The following is an 18,345-nucleotide window of genomic DNA, read 5'->3' as shown; positions in this document are numbered from 1 at the left end:
GCTGGAGCACACGCGCAGATCCTTGCCTTCCAGCGCGGGGGCGATGCAGCGCGCCTGCACTTCGGTGGGCGTGGTGTAGCCCAGGCGGCCCACGGCGGCCAGGAGCTGCGGGTGCAGGCCCAGGGCGGCGAAGGCGCTGGTGTCGGGGGCTTCGATCGGCGCAGCGGGGGCGGCGTCTGCAGCGGGTTTGCTGCGGCGGGGACGGGGCTCGTGCGCCACAGCGGCCGGGGCCACGTCGGCGGCCTGAACCGGTGCGGTGGCCGGAGCCATCACCGGGGCGGCTTTGGCGGCCACAGGTGCAAGCATCGGGGCGACTGCAGGAGCGGGGGCGGACTCGGCCGCCAGTTCAGCTTCTTCGTCCACCAGCACACGGCCCAGAAGGTCCTGCAGCGGAGACGCATCGAAGCCCATGTCGGGCGCGGTGTCGGTGGAGTAGTCGGCGGGGGTATTGAAATCGTCGGTCATGATCTGAAAAGGCAAAGCCCGATCCGGACCCATCTCCCGATCGGTTCGGGAAGGGGACGGAACCCCGCAGCAAAGCGCAGGGCGGTCGGAGGGTTGTGACAACACATCACCACCGACCTGGCCGGGCGCGCCTGCCTCAGGGCAGGTGCTGGGCTCCTGTCGCGCTTGGGGCGCCGGAGCAGGCCGTTCAGATACCGATCGAAGGGGATGAAAGACAGGCGGGTGAGCTTTGTGCCTCACCCGCAGCGCGCATTCTAAGGGTTTTCACCCGGTTGCGGGAAATTTATTGCGGCGCAGCGTCCCCTGCCTGCAACGGCGGCAGGGGAATGGCGTGCGGAACGACCTCGCCGGGCTTGTGCGGACGATCCGGAATCGCCACCGCCGGCGAGTCCGGATTCGCAAGCTGCGGCGCGTGCGCGGCGCAGGCGCCCGCCAGAAGCGCCGTGGCACAGATCCAGGCGGGCGCGTTCTTCACAGGTCGATGGCCTTCGTCTTCCAGATCTCGCTGGCGTACTGCGCGATCGTGCGGTCGGACGAGAACTCGCCCATGCTGGCCACGTTCAGCAGCGCCTGCTCGGCCCAGCGCGAGGGGTTCTGCCAGGCGGCATCGACGCGGTCCTGCGCCTCGATGTAGCTGGCGTAATCGGCCAGCAGCAGGTAGTGGTCGCCCCAGTTGACCAGAGTGTCGTAAATGGCCTGATAGCGGTGCGGATCCTGCGGGCTGAAGCGGCCCGAGCGGATGGCTTCCAGCACGCGCTGCAGGTCGGGGCTGGCATCGACATAGGGCTGCGGGCGATAGCCTTCGCGGCGCAGCGCGGTCACTTCGGGCGTGGTGTGGCCGAAAATGAAGATGTTGTCCGCGCCGACGTGGTCGCGCATCTCGACGTTGGCGCCGTCCAGCGTGCCCAGGGTGAGCGCGCCGTTCAGGCCGAACTTCATGTTGCCGGTGCCCGACGCTTCGGTGCCTGCGGTGGAAATCTGCTCGGACAGGTCCGCCGCCGGGATGATGATCTCGGCCAGGCTCACGCTGTAATTGGGGATGAAGGCCACGCGCAGCTTGTGGCCCACGCGCGGGTCGGCGTTGACCGTGCGCGCCACGTCGTTGATCAGCGCGATGATGAGCTTGGCCATGTGGTACGCCGATGCGGCCTTGCCCGCAAACAGCACCACGCGCGGCACAGTCACGCTGGCCGGATCGTCCAGCAGGCGCAGGTAGCGGCTGATCACGTGCAGCACGTTGAGCAGCTGGCGCTTGTACTCGTGGATGCGCTTGACCTGAACATCAAACAGCGCGCTGGTCGAGACCGTCAGGCCCATGTGATCTTGCAGCCAGGCGGCCAGGCGCTGCTTGTTGGCCAGCTTGGCCTGCAGGAACTCCTGCTGTACGGCTTTCTGGCCCGCCAGTGGTTTCATTTTGGCGATGTGCGACAGATCACGGCGCCAGTCGCGGCCGATGTGCCCGTCCAGCATCTGCGACAGCGCGGGGTTGGCGTGCGCCAGCCAGCGGCGCGGGGTGATGCCGTTGGTTTTGTTGTTGAAGCGTTTGGGCCACAGGCGGGCCAGATCGGCAAAGATCGATTCGGTCATCAGCTGCGAGTGCAGCGCCGACACGCCGTTGACCGAGTGGCTGGCCAGCACGGCCAGGTAGGCCATGCGCACGCGGCGCTCGCCCGATTCGTCCACCAGCGAAACCCGGCGCATCAGATCGATGTCGTGGCCGTGCGTGGCGGTGATGTCCTTCAGGAAATGCGCGTTGATGTCATAGATGATCTGCAGGTGGCGCGGCAGCACGCGGCCCAGCATCTCCACCGGCCAGGTCTCCAGCGCCTCGTGCATCAGCGTGTGGTTGGTGTAGGAGAAGACACCCTGGCACAGCGTCCAGGCTTTGTCCCAGGCCAGACCGTGCTCGTCCAGCAGCAGGCGCATCAGCTCAGGGACAGCCAGCACCGGGTGCGTGTCGTTGAGGTGGATGCTGACTTTCTGGGGCAGCTGGTCGAAGCTGTCGTGCGTCTGCAGGTAGCGGCGCAGCAGGTCCTGCACGCTGGCGCTGACGAAGAAATACTCCTGGTGCAGGCGCAGTTCGCGGCCCGACGGCGTGGAATCGTCGGGGTAAAGCACGCGCGAGACGTTCTCCGACTGGTTGCGCGTCTCGACCGCCGCAAAGTAATTGCCCTGGTTGAAGGCCGACAGGTTGATTTCCTCGGTGGCCTTGGCCGACCACAGGCGCAGCGTGTTGGTGGCCTGCGTGCCGTAGCCCGGGATGATGGTGTCGTAGGCCATGGCGGTGACTTCGCGGGCATCGACCCAGCGGTGACGGCGCAGCGCGGCGGGCACGCTGGAATCCCCGTCCTGGACGACGCGGCCGCCAAACTGCACGCGGTACAGCACCTCGGGGCGGGGGAATTCCCAGGGGTTGCCGTGCGTCAGCCAGTAGTCGGGCACCTCGACCTGGCGGCCATCGACGATGGTCTGACGGAACATGCCGTAGTCGTAGCGGATGCCGTAGCCCATGCCGGGAATGCCCAGTGTGGCCATCGAATCCAGGAAGCAGGCGGCCAGGCGGCCCAGACCGCCGTTGCCCAGCGCGGCGTCGGGCTCCAGCTCGGTGATGGCGTCCATGTCCACGTCCAGGCGGGCCAGCGCTTCCTTGACGTCGGCGCGCAGTTCCAGCGCCAGCAGGGCGTTGCCGAAGCTGCGCCCAATCAGGAATTCCATCGAGAAGTAGTAAACGCGCTTGGCGTCCTGCTGGTACTGCGCGTGCGTGCAGGCCATCCAGCGCTCGACCAGCAGGTCGCGCACGGCGTAAGCCGCGGCGTGCAGCCAGTCCTCGTCGCGGGCGGCTTTGGGGTCTTTGCCCACAGTGAACATCAGCTTGTTGGCGATGGCGCGCTGCAGGCCGTCGATGTCGCGGTGGGGCGTGTCGTAGGCGAAAACGGGAGCATTCATGGTGTGTCCGGGTTTGTCAGTGAGTCTGATTTATTGAATCCTGCCATACAGGCACCGCTTTGCCGCCAGGAACGGGTCTGGCCCGCGCCGGAAAACCGCGCTGTGTTGCATGAAAACGGCATTTTGGGGTGTGGCGCGGGCCGCTGGCGCGTCTCTTATTGCGGCACAAGACGGCGGTACAGGTCGGCGTAAGCCTGCGCGGCCTGCTCCCAGCCCAGCGGCTGGCGCATGCCGGCCTGCTGGATCTGGCGCCAGTCGGCGGGACGGCGGTACGCGGCCAGCGCCAGGCGCAGGGCGTGTCCCAGGGCGTCGGCGCTGTAATCGTCGAACAGGAAACCGGTGGCGGTATCGTCCTGCAGGGTGATGAAATCGGCGTGGGTCACCGTGTCGGCCAGGCCCCCCACGCGACGCACCACGGGCACGCTGCCGTAGCGCAGGCCGTACATCTGGGTCAGGCCGCAGGGCTCGAAGCGCGAGGGCACCAGCGTCATGTCGCTGCCGCCAAAAATGCGGTGCGACAGCGCCTCGTCGTAGCCCAGCTTGACGGCCACGCGGCCTGGGTGCGCGGCGGCGCGTTCGGTGAAGGCCGCTTCCAGCGCGGCGTCGCCACTGCCCAGCACCAGCAGCTGCGCGCCCTGCTGCACCAGTGCATCGACCTGGGCGAGCAGCAGCGGCAGGCCTTTCTGCTCGGTCAGGCGGCTGACGGTGGCCAGCAGCGGAGCGTCGGCGTCGACATCCAGCCCGACCTCCTGTTGCAGCGCGGCCTTGCACAGCGCCTTGCCTTTCAGGGCTTTGGCGCTGCCCGCGCTGTAGGCGTGCGGCAGGTGGGGGTCGCTCGCCGGATTCCACACGGCGGTGTCCACGCCGTTGAGGATGCCGCCCAGCTGGCCCTGCGCCGCGCGCGATCGCAGCAGGCCATCGAGGCCGCAGCCCTGGTCGGGGGTCTGGATCTCGCGGGCGTAGGTCGGGCTGACGGTGGTCACCTGGCTGGCGTAAAACAGCCCGGCCTTCATGAAAGAGATGCGGCCGAAGAACTCCAGCCCGTTCACGCTCAGGCTGCTGGCGGGCAGGCCCAGATCGCCGATCTGGTGCGCGTCGAACAGGCCCTGGTACGCCAGGTTGTGCACGGTGTAGACGCTGGGCACGTGGGGTGCGTTGTGCCAGTGCGCCAGGCAGGCCGGGGCCAGTGCGGCGTGCCAGTCGTGGGCGTGAACCACCTGCGCCGACCAGCTGGCGTCCAGGCCATGTGCCAGGCGCGCGGCGGCCCAGCCGAGCTGCGCGAAGCGGCGGTGGTTGTCGCCATAGGGCTGGCGCTGGGCGTCTTCGTAGGGGCTGCCGGGGCGATCAAACAGGGCCGGAGCGTCCAGCACATAAGCCTCCAGACCGCCGACTTCGGGCAGATGGCCGCGCAGCACCTGCACGCTGTCGCCCCAGGGGGTGATGAAGCGGCCCACGGGTTTGGCGTCCGCCAGGCCCGCCCGCAGCGCCGGAAAGCCGGGCAGCAGCACGCGCACATCGACCCCCGCGTCGCGCAGGGCCAGCGGCAGCGCTCCGGCCACATCGGCTAGACCGCCGGTTTTCAGTAAAGGATAGATTTCAGCACTGACTTGAAGGAGGCGCATGGCGTCGGCCTGTTAGCGGTTGCAATCGCGCAAGCCTTTGAATGTCAAGCGTGTTTCAGCAAGGCCCGGGCGCACTGCGAACGAGTATACGGGATGCCCCAGACGCGTCCCGGCCGGTGAAAACCCGTAAGCCGCCCGCTCAGGCCAGGACGTAAGCGCCCAGGCCCAGGGTGACCGAGACGGCCACACCGCCCAGCGCAGTGGCGATGGCGTCCATGGCTTCGACGGTGTCGGGCGGTTTGCGCCCCTGAGCGATGGCGCGGCGGTTGTTGAGCTCGTCCGCGATTTCTTTGGCGATGCCAATCGCCGTCGCGGCCAGCGTGGGGGCCAGCAGCGTCCAGCGGGTGAGTTCAGGGCCGGGCGTCCAGCCGCCCAGGGCGCGCAGGGCGGCCAGCGCCAGCAGGGCGCACAGGCCGACAGCGGCCCCGTAAATGACGTGGTTGGCTTTGTCCTGCGGGACGATAGGCAGCTTCATCGTCAGTCCGCCCAGTGGATCATGGCCTCGCGGCCCTGCACCGCAAGACGCACGCTGCGGCCGACCGGCAGGGTGACCTTCAGATCGCCGTGGCCGACCGGCGCGCCGGTCAGGATGGGGGTGCTGATCTGGCTGCGCAGGTAGGCGACCACGGCTTTCAGGCCGTAGCCGGCGTCCATGGGCCCAGTGCTGCAGTCGGTGAAATCGCCCAGTACGATGGCCGACTGCTGCGCCAGCACGCCGCACTGGTGCAGCTGCAGCAGCAGGCGCTCGATGCGGTAAACAGGCTCGGCGACATCTTCCAGCACCAGAATCCCGCCCGAGACACGCGGCCAGTGGCGCGTGCCCAGCAGGCTGCACAGCACGGCCAGGTTGCCGCCCCACAGCAGGCCCTGGGTGTCCAGGCCGTCGTGGCCCTTGCCGGTTTTGAAGCCGATGGCTTCGAGCTGGCCGGTCATGGCTTCGACAAAGCAGTCGCAGGTGATCTCGTCCAGATCGGATTTGCGGCGGCCGAAATCAAACGCCGCCATCGGGCCCATCCAGGTGGGGCGGCGCGTGTGTGCCAGCAGCGCCATCTGGAAGGCGGTCAGGTCGCTGTGACCCACCCACTTCACGCCCGCATCGACGCTGGCGGCGATCAGTTTCCAGTCGATGCCATCCAGGATGCGCGTCAGGCCGTAACCGCCCCGGCTGGCCAGCGCCACGTCGGGGCAGGCGCGCGCGGTGGCGTGCAGATCGGCGATGCGCTGGGCTTCGTCGCCCGCAAAGCGCTGCACGCGGGCCTTGGCGTGTTCGGCCAGGGTCACGTCAAAGCCCATGCGCGTCAGGCGCTTGCTGGCGCGGTCCAGGCTGGCGGGCAGTTGCACTGCGCCGGCGGGCGAGTGGATGATGAGCGTGGGCCGCGTGGCCAGGGGGGCGTGGTGGCTGTGCGCCTCGCCGCTGGCGCAGGCGGCGCAGCCTACTTCAGCGGCCACTGCGACGGGAGCGGCCGGGACGCGGGGCAGGGTGATGCTCATGGGACTGCAGGGGGAAGCTGATCGGGGAGGCCTGTCAAGGATGTCGGCAGTGTATCCCGCCGCTGGGCCCGCCTGAGTGCGAAAAATTCCCGCAGCACGCGCACGCAATCGTCCTGCAGCCCCGCGTCGGCGATCTGCGTGGCCTGGCTGTGGTGGTTGAGCTGCGGCCAGGCGAACAGATCAATCACCGATCCACAGGCGCCGGTTTTGGGCTCGCGGGCGCCGTAGACCACGCGCTGGACGCGGGCGTGCATCAGCGCCATGGCGCACATGGGGCAGGGCTCCAGCGTGACATAAAGCGTGCTGCCCGGCAGGCGGTAATTGGCGGCGGCACGGGCAGCGGCGCGCAGGGCCTGCATTTCGGCGTGGGCGCTGGGGTCGTGCAGACCGATGGGGTGGTTGTGCCCCAGCCCCAGCATCTGCCCGTCCCGCACCAGCACCGCGCCCACGGGAACTTCGCCGGCCTGTGCGGCCACGCGGGCCTGATCCAGCGCCAGACGCATCCAGACGGCATCTTGAGCATCGGGGGCGGCCCCCCGGGCCTTGGGATCAGGAAGAGTCTGGGCGGTCATAGCGGCAAATTGGGCGGGGCTGCGGCGGCTTATCGCGCCATCGCGGTCGGCGGACCTGGCGCACCATCGCAGCACTTCGTGGAGGTTTGCTCATGATACGTTCGCTCTGGATCGCCAAGACCGGCATGGAAGCCCAGCAGATGCAGCTGGATGCCGTGTCACACAACCTGGCCAACTCGTCGACCACGGGCTTCAAGCGCTCGCATGTCGAGTTTGAAGACCTGATTTACCAGAACCTGCGCCAGGTCGGATCGCCCAATGGTGACGAGGGCCAGCTGCCCACGGGGCTGCAGCTGGGCCTGGGCGTGCGCCCGGTGGCCACGGCGCGCAATTTCGAGCAGGGCGGCCTGCAGCAGACCACCAACGAGCTGGACATGGCCATCAACGGCCGGGGCTTTTTCCAGATCGAGCTGCCCGACGGCACCACCGCCTACACGCGCAACGGCCACTTCAAGCTGGATTCGCAAGGCCAGATCGTGGACAACAACGGCCTGCGCCTGCAGCCCGGCTTCACGGTGCCGGCCGATACGATCAAGGTGAGCATTTCATCGCGCGGCGAGGTCTCGGCGACCTTGCCCGGCCAGGCGACGCCGCAGGTGCTGGGTCAGATCCAGCTGGCCAACTTTGTCAACGCCGCCGGTCTGGAGCCCAAGGGCGACAACCTCTTCACCCAGACCGCCGCCTCGGGCGAGCCCGTGGTGGCCGAGCCCGGTACCCAGAACATGGGCCTGGTCAACCAGGGCTATGTCGAGAACAGCAACGTCAACGTGGTGGAAGAGCTGGTGACCATGATCCAGACCCAGCGTGCTTACGAGCTCAATGCCAAAGCCATCACCACCTCGGACCAGATGCTGGCCAAGCTGGCGCAGCTGTGAGGATGACGGCGATGTCTGCATGGCGACGCTCCGGGGCGCTGGCCTTGCTGGGTCTTCTGGGCCTTGGCGGCTGCACGACCGTGCTGCCGCCGCAGGCCGCCGTGCAGTTTCCGCAGCCGACCAACCTGATCCGCCCGGCCACCTCGCCCGAGGCGCCCGGCGCTCCGCCGTCGATGCTGGCCCGCGCCGGGCAGTATGCGGACGCCGCCGGACGCATGGTCACCGGCCTGCCGCCCCCGGCGCCCGATGCCGTCAACCCGGCGCTGACGGGTGCGCCCGCGTCCACGCTGCCCCTGCCGCAGCAGGCCATGCCCACGCGCGGTGCCATTTTCAATGCGGCCACCAACCGGCCGTTTTTCGAGGATTTCCGCGCCCGCCAAGTGGGCGATATCCTCACTGTGCGCATCGTGGAGAAAGTCAGCGCCACGCAGTCGTCAGACATGAAATCCAACCGCAGCGGCGAAGGCCAGGTGCAGATCGGCACGGGCAGCGGCGCGCTGCCCAGCCTGTTCAGCCGCATCCTGGGCCGCCTGAGCGGCGGGGTGTCGGGCAGCAATTCGGCAACCGGAGCGGGTTCGACCCAGACCGCGCAGGCGTTTGACGGTTCGATCACCGCGCAGGTGACCTCGGTGCTGCCCAACGGCCTGCTGGAAATTTCCGGCGAGAAGCAGATCGGCGTCAACCGCAACGTGGAAGTGCTGCGCTTTTTCGGCCAGGTCGATCCGCGCACCATCGAGCCCGGCAACGTGGTGCCCAGCACCCGCGTGGCCAATGTGCGACTGGAGCAGGTCGGCCAGGGGCCGGTCGGCGACGCCCAGGTGCGCGGCTGGATGTCGCGGATTTTCTCCAGCATTTCGCCCTTCTGAGGGTTCTTCATGGATTCAGGATTTTTTCGCCCTCACACCGCCAGAGCTTCTGCAGCGCTGCTGTCGCTGGCGATGACTCTGGCGGCGCTGGCCCCGGCCACTGCGCTGGCCCAGGCGCAGGTGCGCGTCAAGGACGTTGCGCAGGTGCAGGGCGTGCGCATGAACCAGCTGGTGGGTTACGGCCTGGTCGTCGGGCTGGACGGCACGGGCGACCAGACGCAGCAGGCGCCGTTCACCGCGCAGGGCATGAGCAGCATGCTGCAGCAGCTGGGCGTGTCGCTGCCGCCGGGCATCACGCTGCAGGTGAAAAACGTCGCGGCTGTGCTGGTCACGGCGCAGCTGCCGCCCTTTGCCCAGCCCGGCCAGCCGCTGGATGTGACGGTGTCCTCGATCGGCAACGCCAAAAGCCTGCGCGGCGGCACGCTGATCGCCACGCCGCTCAAGGGTCTGGACGGTCAGGTTTATGCCATGGCCCAGGGCCAGCTCATTGTAGGCGGCGCGGGGGCGTCGGCGGCGGGCTCCAAGGTGCAGATCAACCACCTGTCGGGCGGACGGATCCCCGCTGGCGCGACGGTCGAGCGCGCGGTCAGCAGCGATTTTGCGGCCAACGGCCAGATCCAGCTGGATATTTCGTCGAGTGATTTCGCCACCGCGCGCGCGGTCGAGTCGGCCATCAACCAGGCCAAGGGCGGCGGTGTGGCGCAGGCCATCGACGGGCGTGTTGTGCAGGTGCGTGTGCCCCTGGAGCCCGGGCGGCGCATTGCCTTCCTGGCCGACATCGAAAACCTGCCGCTGCGCCTGGCGGCCCCGGCGGCCAAGGTGGTCATCAATGCGCGCACGGGTTCGGTGGTGCTCAACCAGAGCGTCACCCTGGGCCCGGCCGCCGTGGCGCACGGCAACCTGTCGGTGACCATCGATTCCACGCCGCAGGTCAGCCAGCCCAATGCGCTGGCAGGGGGCCAGACCACAGTGACCGAAAAAGCCAATATTGCCGTGACCCAGGGCGGCGGTTCGCTGATCTCCGTCCCGGCCGGGGCCAAACTCAGCGAAGTCATCAAGGCGCTCAACAGCCTGGGCGCCACGCCCATGGACCTCATGGCCATCCTGCAGGGCCTGAAAGAGGCGGGCTCGCTCAATGCCGAAATCGAGGTGATCTGATGGATGCCGCCGCCGCACTCAACCAGGCTGTCCTGACGGATGGCCGCTCGCTGGACGCGCTCAAAACCCAGAGCAGCAAAGACCCCAAGGCCGCCATCCGCGTGGCCGCGAAGCAGTTCGAGGCCCTCTTCATGCAGGAGGTGCTCAAGAGCATGCGCCAGGCCACGCTGTCATCCGGGATGATGGAAAACAGCGCCACGCAGATGGGCCGCGACATGCTGGACACCCAGTACGCGGCGACGCTGTCGGGCCGCCCCGGGGGCCTGGGCGATCTGATCGCGCAGCAGCTGGAGCGTCAGCTAGACACGGCCAAGCCGGGCGGGCACACGCTCACGCCCATCAGCCAGTCGCCGCAGTCGCGCTACACCGGGCCCAGCACCGCGCAGTTTGTCGCGCAGATGGGCCAGATCGCCATCAACCCGCTGCTGGCCGCCGCGCAGGGCCGCAGCAGCCCACCCGCCGCCCCCGGCGCGGTCGAGGGCGATGCCGCGCTGCGCGAGGCCCAGGGCGGGCGCAGCAGCACCGCGCAGGAGTTCGTGCGCGAGCACCGCGCCGCCGCCGAAGCTGCCGCCGCGCAGACCGGCATTCCCGCCAGCTTCCTGATCGGCCAGGCCGCGCACGAATCGGGCTGGGGCCGCCGCCAGATCCTCAATGCCGATGGCACGTCGTCCAACAACCTCTTTGGCATCAAGGCCGGACGCGGCTGGACGGGCCCGACCACCGACATCGTCACCACCGAATATGAGAACGGCGTGCCACGCAAGCTGGTGCAGCGCTTCCGCGCCTACGCCAGCACCGCCGAATCCTTCGCCGACTACGCCCGCCTGATGCTGGGCAACCCGCGCTACGCCGGGGTGGTCGCGGGCTCGGAAACGCCGGGCGAGTTTGCGCGCGGCCTGCAGGCCGCCGGTTACGCCACCGACCCGGCCTACGCCAGCAAGCTGGAGCGCGTGATCCGTACCGCGCAGCGTCTGCAGGATTCCTGACGCCGCTCAAGTTCGCCGTGCGGCGGCCGAAATAACACGGGACGTGCGCCTGTCGCACCCCTTTTGCGGAGATCGAAACCCATGGCTGTGTCCACCCTGATCAGCACCGGCCTGTCCGGCCTGCAGACCAACCGGCTTGCGCTGGACGTGGTTGGCCACAACGTCGCCAACGAACTCACGCCCGGTTATTCCTGGCAGGACGCCACGCGCGTCACCTCCATGTACCAGAACCTCGGCTCGGGCTATGTCGGCACCGGCGTTCAGGTGCAGACCGTCGTGCGCGCTTTTGATGGTTTCCTGAACCAGCAGTCGCTGCGTTCGGCGGCCATCGCCAAGCGCGAGGACGCCCGCAGCACGCAGATGCAGCGCCTGGAAACCTCCTTCCCGCTGGGCGCCAGCAACCTGGGCGCCGCCGCCGAAGGTTTCCTCAACAGCATGACGGACGTGGCGAACAGCCCGGCCGACCCGTCGGCGCGCCAGGTCGCCATGAGCAGCCTGCAGGAGTTCGGCAACCGCCTGGCGTCGGTCAACGACCAGTTCACCGCGCTGCAGGACGGCATCACCGAACAGGTGAAGAACTCGCTCACGCAGGTCAACACGCTGGCCTCGCAGCTGGCGCGGGTCAACCAGACCATCATGGCCGCGCCCAACCCCAGCCAGACGCCCAACGACCTGCTGGACCAGCGCGACCAGCTGGTGCGCCAGATCAACGACATGGTCAAGGTCAGCACCGTGTACGACACGCGCGGCGCGGTCAGCCTGTTTGTCGGATCGGGCCAAAGCCTGGTCACGCCCGATTCCTCGCGCGAGATGACGCTGGGCCGCGACCCTTACGACCCGTCGCGCGTTCAGGTCGGCATCATCAACGGCGGCGTGCGCCAGACGATTCCGTCCGACTACCTGGGCGGCGGCAGCCTGGCCGGTCTGCTGTCCTTCCAGGACAAGGATTTGATGACCGCGCGTGCGCAGGTGGGCCAGGTGGCCGCCGTGTTCGCCAAGGCCGTCAACACCCAGCAGGCGCTGGGCGTGGACGCCAACGGCCAGCCCGGCAAGGATCTGGTGCTGGGCGTGGACAACGCGCCTGTGGCGCTGCCCAGCCGCTTCAACACGGCAGCAGGCACCACGGTGGCCGTGAAAATCACCGATGCTTACCAGCTTCAGCCCACCGATTACCGCGTCGCCACCTCGACCACGGCGGGGCAGTACGAGGTGACGCGCCTGTCCGACGGCAGCCGCCAGACCCTGACGGCTGCGGCCGGCAAGCTGACTTTCGAAGGGCTGGAAGTCACCGTGGGCGGCACAGCGCCCAATGCGGGCGACAGCTTCCTGGTCCAGGCCGCCAGCCGCATCCCGGGCCAGGTGCGCACGCCCAGCCTGAACGGCAGCCTGCTGGCCGCCGCCGCGCCCATCACCGTGGCCACCGACAACGCCAACCTGGGCACGCTGGCGCTGACCGGCGTGCAGTCCAGTGGCACTGCGGCGGCGGCGGTGTGGACGTTTTCCACCACCGGCGCGACCACGCCGGGTGCGCAGGGGCGGTTCACGTCCAGCACCGGCGGCAGCGCCGACTGGGTGCCTGGCCAGCCCGTCAAGGTGGGCAATGTCATCGTCCAGTTCGATGGCGTGCCTGAGAACAACGACAAAATCAATCTGGCACCGACGGCCGCAGGCCAGGTCAACAATGCCAACGCGCAGGCCTTTGTCGATCTGCGCACCGCGAACGTGCTGGGCCGCGACGCCACCGGCCAGGGCGGCGTCAGCATCAGCGATGGTTACGCGCGGGCACTGTCCCGCGTGGGCTCGCAGGCGGCGCAGGCCAAGACCAGCGCCCAGGTGTCGGCCAGCACCGCCCGAAGCGCCGAAACCGCGCGCACCAATTTTTCCGGGGTCAACATGGATGAGGAAGCCGCCAAGCTGCTGACTTTCCAGCAGAGCTACCAGGCTTCGGCCAAGGTGCTGCAGGTGGCGCAGAACGTGATGGACACGCTGCTGTCGCTGACCAGCCCCTGAGCCTTGAACTGACACAAAGGAGAGCGCCATGCGCATCGCTACATCCAACCGCATCGCCATGGGCCTGGACACCATCCAGCAGCGCGCCGCCGAGAAAGACGAGGCCTTCCAGCGCATGACCACCTTCAAGAAGGTGACCCGGGGCAGCGACGACCCGACCCTGGCGGCGGTGTCCGAGCGCGCCCGCGTGGCCTACACCCGGGTCGATACCGACCAGCGCTCGCTGCGGACCTCGCAGGGCCGGGTGGAAATGGCCGAAGGCGTCATGGGCAACGCCAGCGAGGTGCTGCAGACGGTGCGCGAAAAAATCGTGGCGGCGGGCAACGGCAGCCTGCCCAAAGAGGCCCGCGCTGCGCTGGCCACCGAGATCGGCGCCATGCGCGGCCAGCTGCTCTCGCTGGCCAACACACGCACGGCCAACGGCGAGTATCTGTTCGCGGGCCAGAGCAGCACTGGCGAGCCCTTTGCCGACGGCACCACTGGCGCGGTTTTCAACGGCGTGGCCGGGCAGATGGTGGGCCAGGCGGGCGATGTCAGCGTTCCGCTGAGTTACGACGGCAGCCAGGTCTGGCAGGGGGCGGCCGGGGCGGGCAGCGGCACCGACGTGTTCAAGGCGCTGCAGGACACCGTGGACCTGCTGACCGCCGATCCGGCGCCCGCCGATTACAGCCAGCAGATCGGCAACCGGCTCAAGGCGGTGGACGACAGCATGACCAATATGGCGCGCTGGCGCACGCAGATGGGCGCCGACCTGAACCGCATGGACGACGTCAACCAGCGCATGGAAGACCAGAAACTGCGCGCCAAAACCGACCAGTCCAAGGCCGAAGACATCGACGAAGCCACGGCAATTTCGGATTTCACGCAAAAACAGGCCGGGTATGATGCAGCCATCAAAGCCTACGGCACCGTGCAGCAGATGTCCCTGTTTGATTACGTCAAGTCCTGATTCGAGGGGGTTGATTTCGGGCAGGGCGGCTGAACTGGCCCCGGTTTTCACTTTTGCCTGAATCGACCCCATGAGCTCTTTCAAGCCCAAATCCCCTGATTTCCGCCAGGACCTGCTGGGCCGCGTGGCGCTGGCCCTGGCGCCGCAGTTTGATCTGGATCGCCGCACCACCGCTGTGCGTCTGGCCGTTATGCCCTGGTCCGACGGTGACCCGGCCAGTGCCGCGCAGGACATGCGCGAACTGCTGGAGATTGTCCAGGGCGTCTGGGGCGGATCGGGTCTGCCGGTGTCGCTGGAAGTGCGCCACCCCGCCTGGCTGGACGCGCTGCTGGACGGTCCGGGCCAGAGCGGCGTCATCACCGAAGTGCCCGCTTTTCTGCTGGCCGACGAAGCCGTCGCGCGGCGTGTCCAGGCCCATCACGCGCGCGGGGGCCAGATCGCCCTGCAGGGCCGTCCTCAGACCGAGAGCCTGCCCGCCGACCTGCTGCCCTGTCTGTCCTGGTCGGTGATCGGCCTGGAGGACGATCGCCGCACCGGCGAGTGGCTGCAGCCCGCGCGCGCGGGCGATGGCGCGTCGATGCGCTCGCTGCCCACCGTGCAGGCCCAGGTCGGGCTGGAGAGTGACGTCGAAGCCGCCTTCCGCCGGGGCGTGCTGGCCGTGACCGGCTGGCCGTTTGGCGATGACATCCAGTATCTGGACGACAGCCGCGTGCAGAACTCCGCCCGCGTGGTGATGGATCTGATCGGCCGCATGGACCGGGGCGAAGACCCGCCCCAGCTCGAAGCCGCGCTGCGCAGCGACGCGCCGCTGGCTTTCCGGCTGCTGCGCTTTCTCAATTCACCCGCCTTCGGGCTGCGCTCCACGGTCGAATCGCTGCAGCAGGCCATCCAGCTGCTGGGCTATCACCGTCTGCGCCGCTGGCTCAGCCTGATGCTGGCCTCCTGCGGGAACGAACCGGCGGCGCGCGTGGCGCTGTTTGCGGCCATGCGCCGCGGGCTGTTCATGGAAAACCTGGCGCTGTCGGCGGGACAGGACGAAGCGGCGTCCGAGCTGTTCATGGCCGGGCAGTTCTCGCTGCTGGACCGCGTGCTGCACCAGCCGCTGGCCAGCCTGCTGGCTCTTCTGCCGCTGCGCGCGGCGGTGCGCGACATGCTTTTGAGCGGCAGCGGCCCGCTGTCGTCCTTCCGCGATCTGGCGCTGGCCGTCGAGCAGCCGGCGCGCTCGGCCATCGTGTCGGCGGCGGATGCGCTGATGCTTTCGCCGCAGCAGCTCAACGCCGCCTTTCTGCACGCGCAGCGCGAGGCGACGCGCCTGAACGTGATGCCGGACTGAGCCATGCCGACGACGGGGCCTGACAAGGCGGCGGCTGCGCCGGCAGCGGATATTCCGGGCGACATGGCGCAGACCCGCGCCATTCTGGATTCGGTGTTTGTCGGCATCGTCACCGTCAACAGCGGCGGCATCGAGTGGATGAACGGCTCGGCGCAGCGCATGTTTGGCGGTGATCTGTCGCGCTTTGCCGGTCAGCCCATCAGCGTGGTCGCCACGCCCGACCCTTTTCACCCGCTGCGCCGCGAGCCGCAGTGGTTCGAGCTGGGACCGGGCCAGAACGAAACCTTTGAATGCCGCCTGAAGGCACTCGATGGCCGCGAGTTCTGGGTTGTTGCCAACATCGTGGCCACGCGCGAGGGCGATGTGCGCAAGCTGACCGTGGCCTTCCTGGACATCGACAGCCGCCGTCTGGCCGAGCAGAGCATCGCGCAGGCGCGCAGCTCGCTGCAGCGCATGGTCGAAACCGCGCCCATGGCCATCGCCCTGTTTGACGCGCGCCGCTTCGGCCTGCTGCAGCACAACCGCATGGCGGCGCTGCTGCTGGGCCGCATGCTGCCCGGCAGCGGGCTGACCTTCCGCGAAGACGATGCCGTGGTACTCGACGGTCGCCAGCCCGGCGCCGAGCTGGGCCCCGACATCCTGCGCTGTCTGCAGCAGGCGCAGAACGGCTCGGACGGCGTCTGGGCCGAACTGCAGCGCGGCCAGCCCCCGCGCCACCGCGTCTGGGACGCGCGCTTCGTGCTCATCCCGAAGGCCGATGGCCTGCACGACCAGATCCTGCTGGTGGCCAGCGATGTCACCCAGCAGCGCATCGCCGAACAGGCCCGGCTGGACGCCGCGATTGGCCAGCGCGAGATGCTGGTCAAAGAGGTCCACCACCGCATCAAGAACAACCTGCAGGGCGTGGCCGGGCTGCTGCAGCAGAGCGCGCAGGCCAACCCCGCCGCAGCCGCTGCGCTGTCCGAGGCCGCGGGCCAGGTCCACGCCATCGCCCAGGTCCACGGCCTGCAGGTGGGCGGCGAGGGGCCGCTGCGGCTGTGGGACGTGATCCAGTCCATCGCCGGATCGGTTCAGCGCATGTTCGGCCGCGACATCGTCTGCACGCTGCTGGAGCCTTCCGCCAGCGATTTCATGCTGCCTGAGAACGAATCCATCCCGGTGGCGCTGGTGCTCAACGAGCTGTTCACCAACGCGATCAAGCACAGCCCCGCCAGTCAGCCGGTTCACTGCCACCTGGACGCCTGGCCGCCGACGGGCCAGGCCGAAACCGGCGCCGGTCTGCGCCTGGCCATCGTCAACACCGGCCAGCTGCGCACCGGGTTTGATCTGCACAGCGTCCGCACCGGGGTGTCGGGGCTGTCGCTGGTCCGCGCCCTGCTGCCCGGGCGCGGCGCCGAGCTGTCCCTCACGGATGCCGATGCAGCCCACGTCAGCGCGACGCTGCTGCTGTCGGCGCCGTGCGTGTATCGCGTGAGTGGGGCAGAAAGCCCGAGATCGAGGCCATGATGCCCGAAGCGGTTTTGAGGGGGCTTGCAAAATCCGCTTCGCGCCCGGGGATCACGACCAAGCCGGCGGTTTTCGACAATTATTTCTCGGCCGCACCCTGCGGCTTCAGCCCCTGGGCAGCCAGCCAGGCCAGGGTGCGGCTCCAGCCGTCGCGGGCGGCGCCTTCGCGGTAGCTGGGGCGGTAGTCGGCGTGGAAGGCGTGCGGCGCGTCGGGATAGATCACGAACTGCGAGGCGCGGGCGGCGGCGCTGCCCTGGCCCAGCGCGGCGATCATGCGCTCGACGGTGTCCTGCGGGATGCCGGTGTCGGCGCCGCCATAAAGGCCCAGCACCGGGCCGCTGATCTTGTCCACCACATCAATCGGGTGCCTGGGCTGCAGCGCGCTGGTCGGCCCGACCAGGCGGCCGTACCAGGCGATGCCCGCGCGCACGGCCGGGTTGTGCGCGGCATAGAGCCAGGTCTGGCGCCCGCCCCAGCAAAAGCCGGTCACGGCAAGCTGTTTCGCGTCGCCGCCGTTGGCCGCCGCCCAGCGCGCTGCCGCGTCCAGATCGGACATGACCTGCGCATCGGGCACCTGGTTGATGATGTCCGCTAGCAGCTTCCCGATGTCGGCGATGGCCATTGGATCGCCCTGGCGCACGAAGGGGTCGATGGCGACGGCCATATAGCCCGCGCGAGCGAAGCGGCGGCACACGTCCTGGATGTACTCGTGCAGGCCGAAAATCTCCGGCAGGACGAGCACGGTGGCGAAGGCGCTGCCGCTGGCGGGCGCGGCGCGGTAGCCGGGAATGCTGCGGTCTGCGGCAGGAATCTCGACCTTGCCGGCGACCAGGCCGGTGGCAGGCGTGGTCTGCAGGGTTTGCGCCATCAGCGGCAGGGCGGCCAGGGCGTATCCGGCCCCAACGGCGCCCATGGCCATTTTCAGGGTCTGGCGGCGCGCGCTGTCATGGGTCTGGTCGAGGCTGTCGGCCTGGGGCGGGGTGGGGATCATGCGGGTCTCCTTGGGGCTTGAATGGACGGGGTGGAAGGGTCAAAGAAATCGAGGGGCGCTGGCGTCAGACCGATCCGGCGTAGCCGCACTGGCGCCAGGCGTCGAACACAGTGACGGCGACGGCGTTGCTCAGGTTCAGGCTGCGCTGCCCGGCACGCAAGGGCAGACGCACGCGCTGCGCGGGCGGGAACTGATCGCGCACGGCATCGGGCAGCCCGGCGGTTTCGCAGCCGAACACCAGCCAGTCGCCCGGCTGGAAACTGCACTGGCCCAGCGGCTGCGCGCCGCGCGTGGTCAGGGCAAAACAGCGCGCCGGGTCAGGCTGGCCGGTGACCAGAAAAGCCTCCCACGAGGCGTGGCGCTGCACGGCGGCGGTCTCGTGGTAATCGAGCCCGGCCCGGCGCAGCAGCTTATCGTCCATGTCAAAACCCAGCGGCTCGATCAGGTGCAGCGTGCAGCCGGTGTTGGCCGCCAGGCGGATGACGTTGCCGGTGTTGGGCGGGATTTCCGGGTGGACAAGGACGATGTGGAACATGCGGTGGGCAGGAGGGTGCGGACACTGGCGCACAGTCAGG

16 protein-coding genes and 1 pseudogene are annotated in these 18,345 nt (G+C 68.6%); 8 read left to right on the top strand and 9 right to left on the bottom strand.

Annotated features, from left to right (window positions below; all coding sequences use genetic code 11):
• From RV045_RS12115 to tadA, 7 genes and pseudogenes are all read right to left on the bottom strand, one after another.
• Window positions 1–480: pseudogene (locus tag RV045_RS12115) on the bottom strand (hypothetical protein); the annotation flags it as partial.
• A 268-nt stretch (window positions 481–748) separates the two neighbouring features.
• Window positions 749–940 (bottom strand): hypothetical protein, encoded by a 192-nt coding sequence (locus RV045_RS12110; protein ID WP_423236052.1) that lies wholly within the window; start codon window positions 938–940, stop codon window positions 749–751.
• A complete protein-coding gene (locus RV045_RS12105) occupies window positions 937–3,411 on the bottom strand; it encodes a glycogen/starch/alpha-glucan phosphorylase (protein ID WP_423236051.1) in 2,475 nt (824 codons plus the stop codon). The genes RV045_RS12110 and RV045_RS12105 overlap by 4 nt, the downstream gene beginning before the upstream one ends.
• Before the next feature lie 155 nt (window positions 3,412–3,566).
• On the bottom strand, window positions 3,567–5,033 hold the full coding sequence (gene glgA / locus RV045_RS12100; RefSeq protein WP_423236050.1) for a glycogen synthase GlgA: 1,467 nt from the start codon (window positions 5,031–5,033) through the stop codon (window positions 3,567–3,569).
• A gap of 139 nt (window positions 5,034–5,172) precedes the next feature.
• Complete coding sequence (locus RV045_RS12095; protein WP_423236049.1) at window positions 5,173–5,508, bottom strand: hypothetical protein; 336 nt, start codon at window positions 5,506–5,508, stop codon at window positions 5,173–5,175.
• 2 nt (window positions 5,509–5,510) lie between these two features.
• Complete coding sequence (locus RV045_RS12090; protein ID WP_423236048.1) at window positions 5,511–6,524, bottom strand: LD-carboxypeptidase; 1,014 nt, start codon at window positions 6,522–6,524, stop codon at window positions 5,511–5,513.
• The gene (tadA, locus tag RV045_RS12085; protein ID WP_423236047.1) at window positions 6,521–7,096 is read right to left on the bottom strand and encodes a tRNA adenosine(34) deaminase TadA; all 576 of its coding nucleotides are present in this window, start codon (window positions 7,094–7,096) and stop codon (window positions 6,521–6,523) included. Before tadA ends, RV045_RS12090 begins: the two co-directional genes overlap by 4 nt.
• A 92-nt stretch (window positions 7,097–7,188) precedes the next feature.
• Here tadA and flgG point away from each other — a divergent pair, with 92 nt between their 5' ends.
• The 8 genes from flgG to RV045_RS12045 all read left to right on the top strand — a co-directional run bounded on the left by flgG (window position 7,189) and on the right by RV045_RS12045 (window position 16,779).
• Entirely contained in the window at window positions 7,189–7,971 is a 783-nt protein-coding gene (gene flgG, locus RV045_RS12080) for a flagellar basal-body rod protein FlgG (RefSeq protein WP_423236046.1), read from the top strand.
• 11 nt (window positions 7,972–7,982) lie between these two features.
• Window positions 7,983–8,837 carry a flagellar basal body L-ring protein FlgH gene (locus tag RV045_RS12075; protein WP_423236045.1) on the top strand — a complete coding sequence of 285 codons (855 nt, stop codon included), beginning with the start codon at window positions 7,983–7,985 and terminating at the stop codon, window positions 8,835–8,837.
• Between the two features lie 9 nt (window positions 8,838–8,846).
• Window positions 8,847–9,995 (top strand): flagellar basal body P-ring protein FlgI, encoded by a 1,149-nt coding sequence (locus tag RV045_RS12070; RefSeq protein WP_423236044.1) that lies wholly within the window; start codon window positions 8,847–8,849, stop codon window positions 9,993–9,995.
• Window positions 9,995–10,981: a flagellar assembly peptidoglycan hydrolase FlgJ gene (gene flgJ / locus RV045_RS12065; RefSeq protein WP_423236043.1), complete on the top strand. Its 987-nt coding sequence runs from the start codon at window positions 9,995–9,997 to the stop codon at window positions 10,979–10,981. Before RV045_RS12070 ends, flgJ begins: the two co-directional genes overlap by 1 nt.
• A gap of 81 nt (window positions 10,982–11,062) precedes the next feature.
• The gene (flgK, locus tag RV045_RS12060; protein WP_423236042.1) at window positions 11,063–12,991 is read left to right on the top strand and encodes a flagellar hook-associated protein FlgK; all 1,929 of its coding nucleotides are present in this window, start codon (window positions 11,063–11,065) and stop codon (window positions 12,989–12,991) included.
• A gap of 28 nt (window positions 12,992–13,019) precedes the next feature.
• Complete coding sequence (locus tag RV045_RS12055) at window positions 13,020–13,940, top strand: flagellin N-terminal helical domain-containing protein (protein ID WP_423236041.1); 921 nt, start codon at window positions 13,020–13,022, stop codon at window positions 13,938–13,940.
• A 70-nt stretch (window positions 13,941–14,010) separates the two neighbouring features.
• Window positions 14,011–15,273, top strand: a complete 1,263-nt coding sequence (locus RV045_RS12050; RefSeq protein ID WP_423236040.1) for an HDOD domain-containing protein — start codon at window positions 14,011–14,013, stop codon at window positions 15,271–15,273.
• A gap of 3 nt (window positions 15,274–15,276) precedes the next feature.
• Window positions 15,277–16,779 carry a sensor histidine kinase gene (locus tag RV045_RS12045; protein ID WP_423236039.1) on the top strand — a complete coding sequence of 501 codons (1,503 nt, stop codon included), beginning with the start codon at window positions 15,277–15,279 and terminating at the stop codon, window positions 16,777–16,779.
• 79 nt (window positions 16,780–16,858) lie between these two features.
• Here the strand turns inward: RV045_RS12045 and RV045_RS12040 are convergent, their stop codons facing one another.
• Window positions 16,859–17,770, bottom strand: a complete 912-nt coding sequence (locus RV045_RS12040; protein WP_423236038.1) for a dienelactone hydrolase family protein — start codon at window positions 17,768–17,770, stop codon at window positions 16,859–16,861.
• Window positions 17,771–17,834: 64 nt separating this feature from the next.
• The gene (locus RV045_RS12035) at window positions 17,835–18,305 is read right to left on the bottom strand and encodes a tRNA (cytidine(34)-2'-O)-methyltransferase (protein WP_423236037.1); all 471 of its coding nucleotides are present in this window, start codon (window positions 18,303–18,305) and stop codon (window positions 17,835–17,837) included.
• Between the last annotated feature and the right edge of the window lie 40 nt (window positions 18,306–18,345).

It is taken from the genome of Amphibiibacter pelophylacis (assembly GCF_037688875.1).
Lineage (GTDB): Bacteria > Pseudomonadota > Gammaproteobacteria > Burkholderiales > Burkholderiaceae_C > Amphibiibacter > Amphibiibacter pelophylacis.
Note: the sequence above shows the minus strand (reverse complement) of the source record. Positions and strands in the feature narration are given on the sequence as shown.